Raw genomic sequence first — 17916 nt, 5'->3', positions numbered from 1 at the left:
CACTGACAGCGCCACAGACTGATACCGAAGAAGGACAGCTCCATGGATCAGAACGCCGAGCCCTCCGCGCCCCAGGCTTTCCAAGAATCCCAGGAATCAGGGCTGCCTTTACGCCGTGGCCTGGCAAGAGTCTTCAACGAGAAACTCGCCTTGTGGGGATCCATCACCATTCTGTGCGGCTGGGCGCTTGGGTTCCTCTCACTATTCGTCGCCGATGCCGTCGAGGAACCCGCCTCGGCCCTATTCGGTTTCTTCGGAATCTTCGCCTTCATTGGGCTGTGCTTCGCCACCCCGGTTCTCGCACCGCTCTTTGCCTTTCTGGGCTTCAAGTCGCTCTTATCCGATGAACCATCCTCGCGCAGGAGGACCGCCTTCTTCGCACTTGTGCTAGCAATCCTGAGTATCGTGCCCATCGTTGTCTACTTCGGGCCGAAGTTCATGTTCTAGGTGCCACGGCTCTGGGAATCGCGCAGTGCTTGGCGACGCTCCTGCAGCCACGTCTTCACCGCCCGGGCGGCGTCAGCTGCGCTCATGTCGGGTACGTAGGCGTGGACGACGGCCAAGCCGATGGCAGGCAGCGCCAGCTCATCGTTGTAGGCTAGGTACCACTTGTGCTCTTCCGGCTGGAACTTGCGTTTGGAGGCAGCCAGGCTGCGGAAGCCGTAGAGAGGCTCCATTTCTTCGCCGAGGCGGGTGAGGAGGGCGTCGAGAAGCCCGGGTTCCTCTGGTGTACCTGACAAGGGCGCGCCGGAGAGTGAAATCCAGGCACAGCCTTCGCCGGCGGCAATGATCATGGCCTCGGAAAGGAGCAGCTCGATAGCGCCCTTGAAGCCGTGGTCGGCGCGGCGCATGACGTCGAGGGTGTAGCCCACCACGCTGCCGTTTTCGCGAACAGGGAGCCAGGATGTCACGCCGTGCAGCGTGCCGTCCTCCCCCAGCGCGAGTAGTAGTTTGGTGCCTTCCTCCCGCAGCTCGTTAACACCGCCCAAAGTAAAGCCCATCTCCGGGAGAGCTTTGTCAGAGACCCATTCTTCGGAGAGCTCCGCAATCTTGTTGCGGGTGGCAAGATCAAGGTCCTTCCACTCCGTCCACAACGTGGTCACGCCCTCCTTGCTGGCCTTGTTACGGGCCGTGCGGATGTTCTGGAATTTCTTGCCTTTGAACTCGGTGTTAGAGGTGTCCAGGACGGCCTCCTCAGCTATTTCGAGACGGCGGAAGCCTGGGCGGGTGAAGCTTTCCCGTACCGAGTACCAGGCTGGGCGCCAGCCTTGTTCGCGGGCGAATTCTTCGAAGGCGGCTGCGGTGGCCTGCGGGTCATTGCCCACTGGCTCGCCGAGGCTGAGCGCAATCCCGTTGTGGACGCGGTAGGCCACGTAGTTGTTAGCGGCGAAGAAGTAACGGTTTCCCTTCCACAGGGTCATGGCGGAGAGGTGGTCGCCGCTACCCTGTTCAAGGATGGCGCGGGCGCGCTCGCGGGCCTCTGCGGCCTCAGGGTTCGCTGGTGTCGCAAACATTCGGTAGGCCGCCCAGGCGGTGTACATCCAAAACAGTGTGCCGACCCACTCGTAGAGGGCCCACGTCAGCCACGTGGTCGGGGCGAGCTCGAGCGGTAGCAGCGTGGCCACGACTGGTGGGACGTAGCGCAGTGGGAGTTCGGCGAGGATGGTGCCGGCGGTGGCTGACTCGACGAAGCCGCCTTTGAAAAGCAATGCTCCAAAGAACCAGAGAGCAGCCGTGATGACGAAGACAACCGCAATCTTTACTGCGGCCTTGCCCAGTGCGCGGGCGCTTTCGTGGATGTGGAATACGCGGCGGTTCCAGACGAGTACGACAAGGCATGCGGCCCAGGGCAGCACCACGGCGGCGAGGTTAACACCGTAGAGAACAATGCCGTCCTCGCCGAAGTCACGCAGCTGCACCAACAGCACCGCGATGACCAGGAGCTGCACCGCACCGGACAGCCACCAGGCCAGGCGGCGTCCGCGGATCAGACCGAAACAAAGCACGAGCTGGATCAGCAATGGCATGAGGCTGGCGATGACCGGTCCAACGCCGTGGACGCGGGCAACATCGAGAGCAGCTAGGCAGGCCTGGCCTGCAGGGGCATCTTGGCATACTTCAGCGGCATGGTAATTAGCAGAGTTAAAGGACCACATGAGCCGCGTAACTTGGCTGAACGGGCCCTCCGCCAATGGGTCAAGCGCCACGAAGACTGGGCCGATGGCCACAATGCCGAGGACGAGTGCGGTAAGCACGCGGCGTTCAGGAACCGAGGCGCGGCGAAACGCTGAGGGGCGTTCGGCCTTCGTATTCGGCGCATAGACCGCCCACAGAATGCCGGCGAGGATTGATAGCGCGGAAGCGGTTACGCCGAGGACGTCACTAAAGGTGCCGCCGTAAAGCGCCATCGTCACGGTGAGCGCCAGGATGGACAGGCGCACACGACGCTGCCACAGGCGCGGCATCCACGCGGAGGTGAATCCCGCCGTGCCGACAATGAAACCGATAGGTGACAGCGCGGCGGCACTGAGCAGGTCATCGCCCCAGCGGTTAAGGCCAACTTCCTCAATGCCGTGGGCAGCCACGAAAGCCACCGGAACTGAGACGAGTTGGGAAACCACGCCGACGCCGAGAGTTTTCAGGGAGCCGAGTGTGCGTTCCGCCGGGAGGACGAAGGCCAGAGCCATGAACGTCAACGCCACGACGGCACCTATCGTGCGGCCGGTCAGGCCCATGCTGACAATGGCATCACTGATCCCCTTATCCAGCGCGTTAAGGACAGCGAGCAGCCACATCACTGCAATAAGCAGCCAGGCGACGGGTGCGCGGCCAAGAATCGCAGTAATGGTGCTGGTGGTGGTTGTGGAACTAGTGACGGTCTCAGTATTAGCGGTGGACATCGGAATTCTGCACTCCATCGAAGGGATCGGTGATGTCGGTGAGCCCGCCGCGGCGGGCAATCCAGGCGAAAGTCTCACGCAGGGCTGGGCGCCACACCTCGAAGGAGTGGCCGCCTGGACGGGAGGTGTAGTAGGTGGCCATGCCGGCTTCGCTCGCGGCATCGCTCAGTTGGCTGAGTGCGTTCACCGCGGCAGCGTCGCGATTTCCGGCGATGAAGATTGATTGGTGGTCGGGGTACTTTTTCGTCGCTAGCAGGTGTGCGGGATTAGCGGCTTGGTAAGCGGCTTCATCGCCCCCATAAAATTTGGCCACGGTATCAGCGTGCTTGCCAATGGTCGGTTCCGCCTCGCCGGAGATGTCCACTGCCTGGCCATAGGCTTCCGGGTGATTGGTGAGGATCTGCAGAGAGCAGGTTCCGCCGTAGGACAAACCAGCGACGGTCCAGTGCTGTTGGTTCTCGTCGACGCGGAAGGCGCTCTTGATGCCCTTCGGCACGTCGGTAGCTAAGTACGTCATGACCTTAGCCACGGAAGAGTCGGCGCAGATGGGATTGGCGGTCTCGCTACCAGTGGCGTCGACCGCCACGACGATGGGACTTAGTCCCCCATTGGCGCGCTGGAAAGCATCGGCGGTTTCGGCCGCCTCGCCAGAGCCGAACCACTGCTCGGGCCCACCCGGGTTGCCGTGGAGCAGGACTAGGACGGGAAGATTCATATCCTTCTTGCTCCAATAGGCCGGCGGGATGTAGGCAATGGCCTGGCGTGCGGTGAATCCTGACTTGGTACCCGGAAGATCTAGGTGCACAATCGCAGCGGAATCCGCGGACTTGATGGCCTTGAATTGGCCGTAGTCCATCTCCTGGGCCACCGGCGTGGGATCGAGCGAGGCGATGTCCGGATAGGACTGGTACTCCATATTGGCCAGGCCGGCCACCGCAAGTGCCGAGAATGCTGCTATCACGGCCATAAGGACACGTCGGCCCGCATGGTGAATGAGGGAGATGAGCCCCGCGATGGGGACCAGCCCGGCAACGAAAAGGTAGAACGGAACATCCCAATGCTTAAGCGCGAAGTAGGCCACGGTGGCAATGACTGCGGCGAGAAGGAAGGACACGAAATCGCGTTTGTGCAGGCGCCATGCGATGAGAATCGCGCTGATGACCACAATGGCGATGTAGATCCCGCCGTTCACGGAATCCGTCAGCGGTAGGCCCAGCACGGACTGGATGAAATTATTCACGGATTAAACTTAGACCCGCGCCGAGCCGAAAGCGCTGTAGTCTCCCTGTGAATATGCCCGAGTGACTGTGAATTGGGCGGGAAAATTGCACTAGACCGAGCGAGCGCGACGAATGATCTCCGGAAGCTCTGCCAGGACGGCGTCAATGTCCTCGTCGGTGGTGAGGCGCCCCAGGCTGAAGCGCAGGCTGCCGCGACCGTGTTCCTCGTCGATGCCCATGGCTTCGAGCACGTGGGACATGCGGTTAACGCCCGCGTGGCAGGCGGAGCCGGCGGAGGCTTCGATGCCGGAGGCGTCGAGAAGCATGATGAGGCTGTCGCCATCCGTGCCCGGGAAGGACACGTGGAGGTGGGAAGCCAGGGTGGGCTCGACGGAGTTGATGATGACGTTGTCGATACTGTCCTCAATGCCGGCCTTGAGCTTGTCGCGGAGTGCGCTCAGGCGAGCGGTCTCCTGCTCCATGTCCGCGACAGATTCACGCAGGGCCGCGGCGAGTGCGCTCGCGCTGGCCACGTCCACGGTGCCGGGGCGGATGCCACGCTCCTGGCCGCCGCCGAAGGCAATGGGTTGAGGCGCCGGGGTGCGGCGCGCGAGCAGCAGGCCGATGCCGCGGGGCCCGCCGAACTTGTGGGCGCTGGCCGCCAATGTGGTGGCACCCAGCTCATGGAAATTGATGGGCAGCTTACCTGTGACCTGCACAGCGTCGATATGCACAGGAGTGCTCTGCGCGGCGGCACGCTGAACAATGTCGGCGACCGGCTGGATGGCGCCGGTCTCGTTATTGGCCCACATGCAGGTGGCCACCGCGGCCGGGGTATCCAGGGCTGCGAGGTCACTGACGTGGCCGGTGGAATCAACCGGAAGCAGGTCAACGGTAGCGCCGTGCTCAGCGCGGAGCTTGTCCACGGTCTCCAGGACGGCGGGGTGCTCGATGGGGGTCGAGATGATGTGCGGTGTCGTATCCGCCCCCGCACGGAAAAGGCCCTGGATGGCAATGTTATCCGCCTCCGTGCCGGAGGAGGTAAAGACTACCTCGATGGGTTCGCAGCCGAGCAGCTCGGCGACGGTCTCGCGGGCGTCATCCAACACGGAGCGCGCCTTGCGCCCGGAGCCATAGGCCGAGCCGGGGTTCAGGGACCCGGCGGCGTCGACCCAGGCGTCGATGGCGCACTGGCGCATGGGTTGGGTAGCTGCGTAATCGAGGTAGCGAGGCATTAGTTGCCGGCCCCCTTGCGGGACTCAAGCTCGGAGACCAGCGCCGGGGCGATCTCGTGGAGGTCGCCCACCACGCCGAGGTCGGCGATCTGGAAGAACGGCTCGTCCTGATCCTGGTTGACCACGACGATGGTCTCCGAGGTCTGCATGCCGGAGGTGTGCTGGATAGCGCCGGAGATGCCGAGGCCGATGTAGAGCTTCGGGGAGACGGTCGCGCCGGTCTGGCCCACCTGGTGGGCTGGGTCGTAGAAGCCTTCGTCCACGGCGTCGCGGGTGGCGCCGACGGCGCCACCGAGGACGTCGGCAAGCGGCTCCACCACGTCGGCGAACTTGTCACCCACGCCGCGGCCGCCGGCCACAACGACCTTCGCGGAGGTTAGCTCCGGACGGGCGGTCTTCTCCGCCGGGGTGAAGGAGGTAACGGTGACGTCCTTCGCGGTGGCGGCAGGCAGATCGAAGGGAGCGAGTGCCGCGGTGACCGGTTGGGGTTCAGCAGCCACGGAGCCAGGGCGCAGGGTGTAGACCACGGAACCAGTGGCCGTGGAGGAGGTCTCGTAGGAGCCGCCGAAGATGGTGTGGTGCGCGGAGCCATCAGCATTGATGCCGTCGACGTTGACCAGGGTGCCCGAGCCCAGGCGGGCGGCGAGGCGGCCGGCGATCTCGTTGTTGGTCGGGGTGGCGGCCAGCACGATGGGCGCCGGGTTATTGGCGGCCAGGGCGTGGAGGGCGTCAACTTCCGGGGTGACGATGCGCTGCTCATAGTCCGCGGCGGTGGCCTGAACTACTTGGGCTGCACCGAGGTTGCCCAGCTCGGCGTCGAAGGATGCGGCGGTGGCGGCATCCTTGGCCACGACCACGGCGGAGACGGTACCGAGTGCGCGGGCAGCGGTGATGAGCTCGCCGGTAACGGGGCTGAGCTGCTCTGCTTCGTGCTCAACTAGGACATAAACGTGAGACATGTGTTTTCTCCTTTAACCCTCGATGAGATTCTTGGCGGCCAGGAAGTCCGCAACCTTGGCAGCTGCCACGGTCGCATCCGGATCGGTGATGACCTCACCGGCGGTGCGAGCTGGGCGCTGTGCGGCGGCGGTCACGGTGGTGGTGGACGGCACACCATCGATGCCCAGGTCGGCCACGGCGAGCGTGGTGACCTCAGCCTTCTTAGCGGCCATCAGGCCCTTGAAGTTGGGGAAGCGCGGCTTGTCGGCCTTATCCGTAAAGGACAGAATGGCCGGCAGGTTGGCCTCAAGTTCCCAATGGCCGTGGGCGTCCTCGCGGGTGCCGGTGGCGGTGGCGCCGGCCAGGGAGGCTGCCTTGAGCTCCGTGAGCGCGGGCAGCTGGCGGTACTCGGCCAAGAGCCCAGCGAGAAGGCCGGTGGAGGCGTCCGAGGAATTATTGCCCAAGGTGATGACCTGGACTTCGCCGAATTTCTCAGCCACCTGGTTGATGGCTGCGTTGAGGACCCAGGCGGTGGCCAGTGCGTCGGCGCCGGCAAGGGCGTCGTCCGTCACGTGCACGGCGTGATCCGCGCCCATAGCCAGGGCTTTGCGCAGGGCTTCATCGGCAGCCGCCGGGCCCATGGTAAGCGCCACGACCTCATAGCCGGCATCGGCATTGTCGTCGCGCAGGCGCAGGGCCTGTTCGACGGAGTACTCGTTGACCTCGTCGATGACGTTATCCACCGAGGTGCGGTCCAAGGTGTGGTCCGCCTCGAGGGTCTTGGTTGACCACGTATCCGGTACGTGCTTGACCAGAGCCACAATGACTGGCATGTGGGCACTTCCCCTTCCGTAAATTTTGAAACTATTAGGGTGCGTAATTACCTTCGGACAATACTACTCGCGGTCCACACAACACCGCGACTCCCTTCGCACCGATGCGCGTGACCACGAGGGTCTTGGCGGTGGAACCTTTCAGTTTGAGCTTCTTGCGCAACTGATCCGGGTTTACATCTTGCCCGCGTACCAGGATTTCCAGCGAGCCAACATCGTGGGCAACCATGGCCGCCTTGAGCTTTTTCATGGGGACCATCTCGATGAATTCAAATCCGGAGGTGCCGTGAGGCAGGCGGTCACCGGTGAGGTAGGCAATGCGCGGGTCCAGTTGGTGCAGGCCTTCCCGCGCGGCGTAGTGGCGCACCAGCCCGGCGCGCACGATGGCGCCGTCGGGGTCGATGAGAAAGCGGCCGATGGGGCCGGCCTCAGGTAGCTCGTGCTCTGCGACGTCGTCGTCGATGACGTCCGTGTGGATTCCATCTGGCGTGGTACTGAGGACCACTGCCCTCTTCCCCGTTCCCAGGCCCGGGGTGTACAGGCAGGCTTCCTTCACCCCTCCGTCGAGGCTGACCACGCAGGCTAGGCCTTCCCATTCGGAGTGGTCGATTCCCGGCGCGCACTTGATGGCCATCTCACCGTGGGTGTCCAGGAGATCTGCCGGTGGTGGTAGCAGTTGGTCAAGCCGGGTGATGCGGTTGCCGCCTTGGCGCCGGGCGGGATCGGCGATGCAGACCTGGGCGGTCGTCGTTGTTGTCAGCGCATCTGCGCGAAAGACGGGGTGCTCAATATTGTGCCGCGCCATGGCCACGCGTGAGGCGTCGAGGTCGCTGCCCACATAAGCGCCGGGGCGATAAGCCTGCCCCTCGGTGCCGATGGAACACGTGAGGTCGTGGACGAGGTCCACGTTGCGCTCCTGGAGGAATTGCGCGCGGTAGGTGGCCACCGCGGGTGGCGTGGCCTGTTGTGCAGAGTCGTGGTCCATGAGCCAATCCTGCGGCAGCTTTCCGGAGCTACGAGCTTGGATGAGCTCGGCCACGGCGCGCCCATAATCACCGAACTGCGCCTGCAGCTTGGCGACGTCCCTCAGGTGCGCCTTCTTTGTGCCCTCCAGGTCCGCCGCGGCGGCGTCGATGGCGGCTGCATTCTCGCGCAGGAAGGCGACTTCGTCCAGGGTGTAGCTCATGGTGTGCTTTTCTAGATGCGGTTGACGGGGAATGTGGTGAAGTACTCGCGGTAGCGTTCATCGTCCCGGGGATCCCCGATGATGGGGCGCAGATCGGAGAAGGAGGCATCGTCCAAGACTTCCTTGACGCTGGAATAGGACGTGAGGCGCTTGAGCTGCGCCCAGGTGGGGATGGCTAGGCGTACCAGCCCGGCGCGCCAGCCGTCGAGGACCAGTTGTGGGTCGAACCAACCGGCGTCATCGGCCTCCCCTGTTTCGCCATCCGGTTCTTGGCCCTCGGGCAGCACACCGATGAAAAAGAAGGTGTCGAACCAGTGGTTATTGTCCTCACCTGCCCAGCGGGACCAGGGAAGGAACATGTCGGCGTCGACTCGCATGCCGTTGTGTTCAAGGAATTCGGTAAAAGAAATCTCGTGGGATTCCAGTAGCTCGCGCTCGCGGTGATAGCGCGAGGCATCGGAGACTAGGCCGTCTTCGCGGATGGCCAGCAGCGTGCCGGCCTCTTCGAAGAGTTCCCGGGCCGCGGCGAAGACAAGGGCGTGGGCCTTGTACTTGGTGACACCCATGCGGCGTGCCATGGAAACCACTGAGCGGCCTGCCCACAGTTCGCCGGAGTCCCAGGTGCGGGGTGGGAAGTCACGCGGGTCTACCCCGCCGCCGGGAAACACGACGTGGCCGGGGTAATTGCGCATGGTGCGCACGCGTTCCTGGATCCACACGCGCAGACCCTCTGCGGTATCGCGCAACAGGAGGACGGTAGCGGCCAAGCGTGCCCCATTGAAGCCGGTGGTTTCGCCAGGGTCGATGGCGTCAAGGCTGTCGTGGATGGACTGACTCATGCAACTTTCCGTGTCCGCGAAGGAGCAGAATTCTTGGGGTGTACTAGAGATTAGCGGGTGCGCCGGGCGAAGTACCGCTCCCCAATGCGGTCCACCTGGATGGGCTGGTGGAAGGCCTTGGAGAGGTTTTCCGACGTCAGGACAGAATTAATGAGTCCTTTGGCCACGACCTTACCCTCATCCAGGAGCATCGCATGCGTAAACCCGTAAGGTATTTCCTCCACGTGGTGGGTGATCATGACAATCGCCGGGGCATCCGCATCGAGTGCTAGGTCCCCGAGGTAGCCCACCAGGTCCTCGCGTCCACCCAAGTCCATGCCGGCGGAGGGCTCATCCAGGATGAGCAGCTCCGGGTTGGCCATGAGCGCGCGGGCGAGGATGACGCGCTTTTTCTCACCTTCGGAGAGGGTGCCCCAGGTGCGCTTGGCCAAGTGGGATGCGCCGACTTGAGCCAGGATGTCATCGGCGCGGGAGAAATCCATGTCTTGGTAATCCTCACGCCAGCGGCCGAGCACGGCATAGCCGGCGGAGACCACGAGGTCATCAACGCGCTCATTGTCCGGGATGCGGTGCTGGACGGCGGCTGAGGAAATGCCGATGGCGGCGCGCAGATCACGCATATCCGTCTTACCCAGGCGCTCCCCCATCAGGTATGCCACGCCGGCGGAGGGAAACTCTTCGGCGGCGGCCATCCGCACCAGGGAGGTCTTGCCCGCACCGTTGGGGCCGATGATGACCCAGCGTTCGTCGAGCTCCACCTGCCAGTCGATGGGCCCCACCAGCGTGCGCCCACCCCGTCGCAGTTCGACGCCGCGGAAGTCAATCAACCAATCTTCGTCGGTGTCCATAAGTTCAGGGTTTTGCTGGCTTTGTTGCTCTGGAGTGTTCACACGCACCATTGTGGCCGAAACCTTCCGCCCCCGGTGAAACTGACACAGCCTTCCCCGGTGAAACTGCCACAGCTGCATTATTCTATGGGCATGACTCAACGCCTTGGTATCGACGATGTCCGCCCCTCCCTCTCCGGTAATGCAGCCTCGAAGGCCGTTGTCGGAGAGGTCGTTCCTGTTACCGCGCTGGTGTGGCGTGAGGGCCACGATGCCGTCGCCGCGACGCTGTCGGTGTGGAACACTGACTCCCCGTCCACTTCTGCCGTGACCATGACGGTGGATCCGGAGAACCCGGATCGGGTCCACGGCGTGTTTAGCCCGGCCACTGCCGGCCGCTGGTTCTTCCGCGTCGACGCCTGGTCCGATCCGATGTCCACCTGGCGCAACGCGGTGGTCAAGAAGATGGAGGCCGGGCAATCCGCACAAGAGCTCAGCAACGATCTCTTGCACGGCGCCGAACTTTTCGAGGAGGCGGCAATCCAGTGCCCGAGCGACAAGGCGGATCTGCTCTTTAAGGCGGCGAAGGAGCTGAAGGATGAAACGGGGGACGTCGACAAGCGCGTGCGCACCGCGCTGTCCGACGAGGTCGCGGACGTCCTCCACCACCACCCCCTGCGCCACCTGCTGGTGGAGGGTGACATTCACGAGGTCCTCGTGGAACGCCGCGAGGCCCTCTACAGCTCCTGGTACGAGCTCTTCCCACGCTCCACCGGTGGCTGGGATGACGAGGGCAACCCCGTACACGGCACATTTAAGACCACGGCACAGGCACTCGAGCGAGTGGCAGCCATGGGTTTCGATACCGTCTACTTCCCACCCATCCACCCCATTGGCAAGGTGCACCGCAAGGGCCGCAATAACTCGGTGGTGGCTGAGCCCGGCGATGTGGGCTCGCCGTGGGCCATCCAAGATCACTCCACCACGCACCCGGACCTGGGCACCATGGAGGACTTCAAGGAGCTGGTTAAGAAGGCCGCCGACTTGGGCCTGGAGGTGGCCCTGGACCTGGCGCTGCAGGCCTCCCCGGACCACCCATGGGCCAAGACCAACCCGGAATTTTTCACCGTCCTGGCCGATGGCACCATTGCCTACGCGGAGAACCCGCCGAAGAAGTACCAGGACATCTACCCGCTGAACTTCGATAACGACCCGGATGCCATCTACGCGGAAATCTATCGCATCGTCATGATCTGGATCGAGGCCGGCGTGCATACGTTCCGCGTGGACAACCCGCACACCAAACCAGCTAACTTCTGGAACTGGCTGATTTCCAAGGTGCATGTGACTCACCCGGAGGTCATCTTCCTCGCCGAGGCCTTCACCCGCGCTCCGCGCCTGTTCGGCCTGGCCAAGGCAGGATTTACGCAGTCCTATACCTACTTCACGTGGCAGACCTCCAAGCACGAGCTCACCGAATTCGCGCAGATGCACGTGGAGCAGGCCGATATCTGCCGCCCCAACCTCTTTGTCAATACCCCGGATATTCTCCACGAATCCCTGCAAACCGGTGGGCGCGCCATGTTCGCCATTCGCGCTACGCTGGCTGCGACTCTCTCCCCGCTGTGGGGCGTGTACTCGGGCTTCGAGCTCTACGAGCACCAGGCCGTCAAGCCGGGCAGCGAGGAGTACCTCGACTCGGAGAAGTACGAGCTGCGCCCGCGCGACTTCCAGGCCGCTGTCAAGTCCGGTGACTCCCTGGAATCCTATATCCGGCTGCTCAACCTCATCCGCCGCGAAAACCCGCCCCTCCAGCAGCTGCGCACGCTGCGCTTCCACAACACTGACAACGAGGCCATCATCGCCTACTCCAAGGCCGATCCCGCTACCGGCAACGTGGTGCTCGTGGTGGTCAACCTGGATCCGCGCAATGCTCAGGAGGCCACGGTCTTTGTGGATCTGGCCGCCGTGGGTCGCCACCCGGGTGAACACTTCACGGTGCAGGACACCATCAGTGGTGCCGCCTACGAGTGGTCCGACCGCAACTTCGTGCGCCTGGAGCCACTGCGTGACGTCGCCCACATCTTCGTCCTCCCGCCGGCACACCATGACCTGCAGGAGCGCATTGCCTGGCGCCGAGTGAACGACTACCGCGCTTAAGCCCTCAGGCCAGTAGATACCCCGCGCTGATTCCGTCCCCCTTTCTGGGTAGCGCGGGGTTTCTTTTCGGCCCCGCGAGCACGTGTTCTTGGGTAATTTGGTCTGTATGAACATCCCGGCCTCAGACCTCGAACGCCTCAACCACTGCCGCCACCACGCGCCCCATGATTTCTATGGTTGGCACGATGGAACCGTCCGCACTCGCCGCCCCGGTGCCGAAGCCGTCGAGCTCGTCACCGCCTCCGACACGATCGCCATGCGCGCGGTTGGGGATGATATCTGGGAGGCCCCGCTCGCCGAAGAAGCAGACTACCGCCTGCGCATCACCTACCCGGGCCAGCCCGCCATCGAGGTAGCGGACGGTTATCATTTCCTGCCCACCTTGGGCACATTGGATCAGCACCTCATCGGGGAAGGCCGCCACGAGCGCCTCTGGGAAGTACTGGGCGCAAATCTCAAGAGCTACACCACCGACCTGGGTGAGGTCGAAGGAACCGCATTTGCCGTATGGGCGCCCAACGCGGAGGGCGTGGCCGTGGTCGGTGACTTCTGCGGCTGGAACCCTACCCAATTCCCCATGCGCAGCCTCGGCTCCACGGGCATTTGGGAGGTCTTCATCCCCGGTGTGGGCGAAGGCGAGCGCTATAAGTTCGCGGTCCACGGCAAGAACTCCCCGCGCATTGATAAGGCGGATCCCCTGGCCAAGCGCACCATTGCCCCGCCGGAAACCGCCTCTGTGGTGGCCCGCTCCAGCTTCGAGTGGAGCGACGAGGAGTGGATGAGCAAGCGCACCGGGGACCTCGACGTCCCGATGAGTGTCTATGAGCTCCACGTCGGCTCATGGAAGGTAGGCGCCAACTACAACAGCTTGCGCGAAGAACTCATCCCTTACCTGGTTGAGCACGGCTTTACCCACGTGGAGCTGCTGCCCGTGGCCGAGCACCCCTTCGGCGGTTCCTGGGGTTACCAGGTCTCCGGCTACTACGCTCCCTCCGCGCGCTGGGGCTCCCCGGATGAGCTGCGCGCGCTTATCGACGACTTGCATAACGCTGGCATCGGCGTCTTCATCGACTGGGTGCCCGCGCACTTCCCCAAGGACGAATGGGCGCTGGGCCGCTTCGACGGGCAGGCACTCTACGAGCACCCGGACCCGCGCCGCGGTGAGCAGGCCGATTGGGGCACCTACGTCTTCGACTTCGGCCGCAACGAGGTTCGCAACTTCCTCGTGGCTAACGCCCTGTACTGGGCCGAGGAGTTCCACGTCGACGGCTTGCGTGTCGACGCCGTTGCTTCCATGCTCTACCTGGACTACTCCCGCGAGGAATGGCTGCCCAATATCTACGGCGGGCGCGAGAACCTGGAGGCAGTCCAATTCCTCCAGGAGACCAACGCCACGCTGAACCGTAACCACCCGGGCGTGCTGACCATCGCTGAGGAATCCACCTCCTGGCCCGGCGTGACCGCACCGACGCACGAGGGCGGACTGGGCTTTAGCCTGAAGTGGAACATGGGCTGGATGAACGACACCCTGGAGTACTTTAAGCACGAGCCGATTCACCGCCGCTACCACCACGGTGAGCTCACCTTCTCCATGGTCTACGCCTACTCGGAGCGCTACGTACTGCCGTTTAGCCACGACGAAGTGGTCCACGGCAAGGGCTCCTTGTGGGAGCGCATGCCGGGCGATGACTGGAATAAGGCCGCGGGCCTGCGCGCGCTGTACGGCTACATGTTCTCCCACCCGGGCAAGCAGCTGATGTTCATGGGCCAGGAGTTTGGCCAGACCACCGAATGGGCAGAGGGCCACTCCGTGGACTGGTCCAATTTGGAGGGCTGGGGCAACGAGTGGCACCACGGCATTAAGCGCCTGGTGCGCGACCTCAACGCGGTGTACAAGCAACAGCCAGCCCTGTGGACCCAGGACTTTACGCAGGATGGCTTCCAGTGGGTTAAGGCTGATGACTCGAACAACAACATGCTCGGCTACGTCCGCTATGGCAAGGACGGCTCCGCCTTGTTGGCAGTGTGCAACTTCTCCGGTAGCTCGGTGCCCAACTATGACCTCTGGGTGCCGCGCGATGGCGAGTGGGAGCTGCTCATCAACACAGACGACGCCGTCTATCAGGGTGCTGGCAACGACCTTGCCCACCGCGTGCGCTCCGAAGGCAACCACGTACAGCTGCACCTGCCGGCCAACTCGGTGCAGTGGTATGCCTTCCGTGGCTAGTTTCTAAGAACACAACTGCCCGACCTGCCAAAGATCACCGCTGAGATCGAATTCCAGCCGCTAGTTTTGGCAACTCGGGCAGTTGCAGTTTTCAGTCTCGTGCGTGAGTATCGAGGAAAGCTCTTACGCGAGCATCAATGTCATCGCGCAACGCATCCATTCGCTCCCCTCCCTCTAGACCACGCACGGACGGGTCCTCAATCTCCCAACGCTCAGCCACTCCGTCATAGTCGGCATCACCAACGATGATGACGTGATCCACCGAAGACGCGAGGCCGGCATCAAGCAACGTTGGCGTTCCTGACATGTCGGCGCCGACCTTTGCAAGAGAGGCCTGCGCCTCGGCGTTCACGCCCTGCGCACGATGCTGTTCAGTGGTCTTTACGCCTGCGGAGTGAACTTCCCAATCGGGCGCATGCTTCTTAGCTAAGGCAGCCGCCATCTGAGACTTACCGCGGTTGGTATTGCAAAGGAAAAGTACGGAGGTCATGCCTCCGCACTTTAGTCATATTTCGGTGTGCCTGTAGGGCCAGATCCCTAGTTCTTCTTCACCGCGTAGTACACCGGCAGGGACTTCCAGTTGAACGTCACGTCCTGGACGTTCTCGGACCAGCCGCCGACCACGTTTGGGTAGAACAGCGGGATTGAAGGAAGGTCACGCAGCAGCAGCTCCTGTGCCTGGTTGTAGAGCTTCGCGGCTTCCTCCTCATTTGCGGCGCCGTTGGCCTTCACAATCAGTTCATCGAACTCCGGGTTGGAGTACTTCGAGTCATTGGAAGCTACACCCGTGGTGAAGTTTGGCCCAAGGAAGTTACCCATCGAGGGATAGTCGGCGAACCACGCCGTGCGGTAGGCGCCATCCATCCGCTCGGTGCGGTAGGCATCGCGGAAGGACTTGAAGTCCGGGTAAGGGTTGCCCACGGCCTGGATTCCCAGCGTGTTGCTGATGTTGTTAGCCACGGCATCGGCCCAGTCCTTGTTATCACCATCGGTGTTGTAGTTGATCGGGAACGAGCCTTCAAAAGCACCGTACATCTTATCGGCCTCCGCCCACAGCTTCTTCGCCTCCTCCGGGTTATAGTCCAGGTTTTCCGAACCGGGCAGGCTGTCGTTGTATCCGTTCAGCACCGGTGACGTGAACTCGCGGGCCGGTGTGCGGGTGCCATGGAAGATGGTCTCCGCGATCTCCTCACGGTTGATAGCCATCGAGATTGCCTTGCGGCGCAGCGTGCCTTCTTCCCCACTAAAGTGCGGGGTCTCCATGTGGATGGACATCTCCAGATAGGTAGCGGCCGGCTTGGTCTCCTGACGGCCGGCCAGGTCCTGCTCATAGCTGCCGAAAGCGGACGACGGGATCGCTTCGAGCACGTCGAGGTTATTCGCCAACAGGTCCATGTAGGCCGCGCTGGAATCGGCGTAGAAGGCGAATTCGATGCCGTCGTTCTGCGCTGCGCGGTCGCCCTTGTACTCCGGGTTCGGCTCGATGATCAGGTTCTGGTTGTGGTTCCATTCCTTGATCTTGTAGGGGCCGTTCGACACCGGGGATTCGCCAAAGCCCTGTGGGTCCTCCAGCGCGGCCGCGGGGACTGGGAAGTAGGCGTTGTAGCCTAAGCGGCTCGGAAAGTCGCTCTCCGGTTGGGTGAGTTCGATGGTGAAGGTGCGCTCATCGATGACCTTGAGGCCTTCCATTTCTTTGACGCCTTCCCCGTAGCCCTTGATGGAGGAGAAGAAGCTCTCATTAAGTTGTTCATTGGCCACCGCGTAGTTCCACGTATCGACGAAAGAATCAGCCGTCACGGCTGAGCCATCAGAGAACTTCAGGTCAGGCTTGAGCGTGACCTTGTAGGTCTTCTCTCCTTCCTTGTCGATGGACTCCGCCATCTCGTTGTGCACGTTGCCGTCGGCGTCGTAGTACACCAATCCGGAAAACAGCATGTCGACGATGCGTCCGCCGCCGTTCTCATTCGTCATCGCGGGAATGAGCCCCTGCTGTGGTTCAGTACCGAGCACGCGAACATAGTTGGATCCGCCGGCACTATCGGAGCTATCGCTTCCGCAGGCGGTAAGGCTAAGAGCAAGAGAGGCGGCGCCAACAACGCCGAGGAGCTTGCGCATGAGAGTCCTCCAGAAAGAGTCAAACAACCATTGTGCTGTATCGCACAAAAAGCAATTTAACATGCCATACGTCACCTCATTGCTTGAACGCAAAAAAGACCCTCAGGAGAAGCCTCAACTGAGTCATCCTGAGGGTCCAGCCCGCGACAGTCCGGGAAGGTCGCTCTCGGGCCCGGCACAAGCTGGGCACTATTTCTACGCCGTCTTTAATACAACGCGCTGGCCAGCTTCGTGCGTGCGGCCAGTACGCGCGGGTCACCGGACTCAAAGAGACCAAAGAGCTCCAAGAGGCGGGTCTTGAGCTGTTCCTTCTCATCCCCAGCGGTGCGCTTCATGGCCTCAATGAGGCGCTCGAAAGCTCGGTCAGGGGCACCGGCGACGACCTCCGCGTCGGCGGCGTCGAGCTGCTTTGCCACGTCCTCTGGGGCGGCATCGGCGGCGGCGATGGGGTCCTCGCTACGGTTAGCCGGATCCAAGCGCTTGAGCAGCACAGTGGTGTCACGCGCCTGCTTAATCTCCGCATTATCCGGCTCAGCGGCCAGAATCTCCTCATAGGTAGCGATGGCAGCGTCGAAATCGCCACGGTTGAGCGCGTCCTCAGCCAGGCCCAGGCGCGGATCTGCTGCTTCTTCCTCTGGGCTCTCCCCCGCTACATCTTGGTCTGGCAAACCCTTGAGCTGGGGGCCGAGCTTGTCGACGATCGCCGCTACCCACTGCTCCAGGTTCTCGCGCGGCTGCCCGCCCTCAAAGTTGGTGACGGGCTGGCCGGCGGCGATGGCAACGGTGGTCGGCAGATTCTGTACGCCGAAGACCTGCGCCACCTGGGGCACAACATCAGCGTTGATATAGCCCACGATGAACTTCAGCCCACCTGCGGTCGCCATCTCCTCGAAGTCCTTCTTGAGCTGCTCGGAGGCCGGGGAGCGCGGCGAGCCAATCAAGGCGATGACGGGTACTTCCGCAGAGCGGCGCACCAAGTCATTCTCGAAGTTCTGCTCGGTGACCTCAAAGAAGGGCTGTACACCTGCCGAGGCACCAGTAGTACCCTGTTCCTGTGCTTTCGCCTTGGCCTCTGCCTGCTGCTTGATAGCACCCAGGTCGAGGGCTCCTCCTACGTACGGTCCGGTCACTTATTCTCCTCCAGGTAACGATTAACGGAATCTACTTTTTGGGTTATCTGCCCGGTCACGCCTTCGCGGATATCGGCTTTAATCACCAGGCTCGTGCGGGGCGAAACCGCGCGCACGGCATTGGTAGCTTCCTTGATAACCGCGAAGACCTCATCCCACTCGCCTTCAACAAGGGTAAACATGGCATTGGTCTCATTGGGTAAGCCGGAGGCCCGGACCACACGCACGGCTTCGGCGACGGCCTCGGACATCTCAGCGCGTTCATCGCCCACGACGGAGGGGGCTACGGAAAAGGCAACAATCAT

At 62.7% G+C, this 17916-nt stretch carries 15 protein-coding genes; 3 read left to right on the top strand and 12 right to left on the bottom strand.

The genetic code is table 11. The features are described from left to right. Positions 1 to 42 precede the first annotated feature (42 nt). The gene (locus R3O64_RS05645; protein WP_154762065.1) at positions 43 to 447 is read left to right on the top strand and encodes a hypothetical protein; all 405 of its coding nucleotides are present in this window, start codon (positions 43 to 45) and stop codon (positions 445 to 447) included. Here R3O64_RS05645 and R3O64_RS05640 read toward each other — a convergent pair. From R3O64_RS05640 to R3O64_RS05605, 8 genes are all read right to left on the bottom strand, one after another. Beyond that, the gene (locus R3O64_RS05640) at positions 444 to 2900 is read right to left on the bottom strand and encodes a bifunctional lysylphosphatidylglycerol flippase/synthetase MprF (RefSeq protein ID WP_154762064.1); all 2457 of its coding nucleotides are present in this window, start codon (positions 2898 to 2900) and stop codon (positions 444 to 446) included. The genes R3O64_RS05645 and R3O64_RS05640 overlap by 4 nt on opposite strands. Further along, positions 2887 to 4140: an alpha/beta hydrolase gene (locus R3O64_RS05635; RefSeq protein WP_339017464.1), complete on the bottom strand. Its 1254-nt coding sequence runs from the start codon at positions 4138 to 4140 to the stop codon at positions 2887 to 2889. Before R3O64_RS05635 ends, R3O64_RS05640 begins: the two co-directional genes overlap by 14 nt. A 90-nt stretch (positions 4141 to 4230) precedes the next feature. Further along, entirely contained in the window at positions 4231 to 5355 is a 1125-nt protein-coding gene (locus R3O64_RS05630; protein WP_339017463.1) for a cysteine desulfurase family protein, read from the bottom strand. Further along, positions 5355 to 6314: an electron transfer flavoprotein subunit alpha/FixB family protein gene (locus R3O64_RS05625; RefSeq protein WP_339017462.1), complete on the bottom strand. Its 960-nt coding sequence runs from the start codon at positions 6312 to 6314 to the stop codon at positions 5355 to 5357. Before R3O64_RS05625 ends, R3O64_RS05630 begins: the two co-directional genes overlap by 1 nt. A gap of 12 nt (positions 6315 to 6326) precedes the next feature. After that, positions 6327 to 7127, bottom strand: a complete 801-nt coding sequence (locus R3O64_RS05620; RefSeq protein ID WP_339017461.1) for an electron transfer flavoprotein subunit beta/FixA family protein — start codon at positions 7125 to 7127, stop codon at positions 6327 to 6329. Positions 7128 to 7161: 34 nt separating this feature from the next. Further along, complete coding sequence (locus R3O64_RS05615) at positions 7162 to 8313, bottom strand: THUMP-like domain-containing protein (protein WP_339017460.1); 1152 nt, start codon at positions 8311 to 8313, stop codon at positions 7162 to 7164. Positions 8314 to 8324: 11 nt separating this feature from the next. Then, entirely contained in the window at positions 8325 to 9152 is an 828-nt protein-coding gene (locus R3O64_RS05610; RefSeq protein ID WP_070531149.1) for an NUDIX hydrolase, read from the bottom strand. A gap of 50 nt (positions 9153 to 9202) precedes the next feature. After that, positions 9203 to 10000 (bottom strand): ABC transporter ATP-binding protein, encoded by a 798-nt coding sequence (locus R3O64_RS05605; RefSeq protein ID WP_369815762.1) that lies wholly within the window; start codon positions 9998 to 10000, stop codon positions 9203 to 9205. Between the two features lie 132 nt (positions 10001 to 10132). On the opposite strand from R3O64_RS05605, the gene R3O64_RS05600 reads away from it, so the two are divergent. Continuing rightward, positions 10133 to 12139, top strand: a complete 2007-nt coding sequence (locus R3O64_RS05600) for a maltotransferase domain-containing protein (RefSeq protein WP_339017459.1) — start codon at positions 10133 to 10135, stop codon at positions 12137 to 12139. Positions 12140 to 12245: 106 nt separating this feature from the next. Next, positions 12246 to 14366 carry a 1,4-alpha-glucan branching protein GlgB gene (glgB, locus tag R3O64_RS05595; protein WP_339017458.1) on the top strand — a complete coding sequence of 707 codons (2121 nt, stop codon included), beginning with the start codon at positions 12246 to 12248 and terminating at the stop codon, positions 14364 to 14366. Positions 14367 to 14457: 91 nt separating this feature from the next. Here glgB and R3O64_RS05590 read toward each other — a convergent pair whose 3' ends face one another. From R3O64_RS05590 to R3O64_RS05575, 4 genes are all read right to left on the bottom strand, one after another. After that, positions 14458 to 14856: a low molecular weight phosphatase family protein gene (locus tag R3O64_RS05590; protein WP_070563045.1), complete on the bottom strand. Its 399-nt coding sequence runs from the start codon at positions 14854 to 14856 to the stop codon at positions 14458 to 14460. Positions 14857 to 14903: 47 nt separating this feature from the next. Next, positions 14904 to 16481 carry a peptide ABC transporter substrate-binding protein gene (locus R3O64_RS05585; protein WP_070561695.1) on the bottom strand — a complete coding sequence of 526 codons (1578 nt, stop codon included), beginning with the start codon at positions 16479 to 16481 and terminating at the stop codon, positions 14904 to 14906. A 206-nt stretch (positions 16482 to 16687) separates the two neighbouring features. After that, positions 16688 to 17611, bottom strand: a complete 924-nt coding sequence (locus R3O64_RS05580; RefSeq protein WP_339017457.1) for a tetratricopeptide repeat protein — start codon at positions 17609 to 17611, stop codon at positions 16688 to 16690. Beyond that, positions 17608 to 17916 carry a thiamine-binding protein gene (locus R3O64_RS05575; RefSeq protein WP_070597070.1) on the bottom strand — a complete coding sequence of 103 codons (309 nt, stop codon included), beginning with the start codon at positions 17914 to 17916 and terminating at the stop codon, positions 17608 to 17610. The genes R3O64_RS05580 and R3O64_RS05575 overlap by 4 nt, the downstream gene beginning before the upstream one ends.

This window comes from Corynebacterium hesseae (genome assembly GCF_037850265.1).
Lineage (GTDB): Bacteria > Actinomycetota > Actinomycetes > Mycobacteriales > Mycobacteriaceae > Corynebacterium > Corynebacterium hesseae.
Note: the sequence above shows the minus strand (reverse complement) of the source record. Positions and strands in the feature narration are given on the sequence as shown.